Annotated in this window: 1 pseudogene; it reads right to left on the bottom strand. The window is 46.4% G+C overall.

The window, feature by feature from the left end:
* Positions 1–205 (bottom strand): annotated as a pseudogene (locus LKK83_RS31895) (RNA-guided endonuclease IscB); the annotation flags it as partial.
* Positions 206–248: the final 43 nt, after the last annotated feature.

Here is a 248-nt window from a genome sequence, read left to right as displayed (position 1 = left end):
TGTCGGTACGGCACATCTGACAATTTCCTTGTCCTGTGGCTGTAATAATCAAGGGTTGCTTGACCAATATGTTCAGTTGCTCTGGTGTTGATTTCCTAACACAAGCAGCATCTAGCCAGTGTGTTTTAGTTAATTCTTGACCAGAGCGGTTAAACTTGGTTCTACCACCGATGCCTGTTTCTACAGGAAGGTCTGTTTGAGACAAAGCCCGATACAACGCCCATCGAGTTGAGTTGACGGCAGCAGCA

The sequence above is a fragment of the Phormidium sp. CCY1219 genome (assembly GCF_035615515.1).
Classification (GTDB): domain Bacteria; phylum Cyanobacteriota; class Cyanobacteriia; order Cyanobacteriales; family Laspinemataceae; genus CCY1219.
The sequence above is the reverse complement of the archived record's forward strand: the minus strand, read 5'-3'. Positions and strand labels throughout refer to the sequence as shown.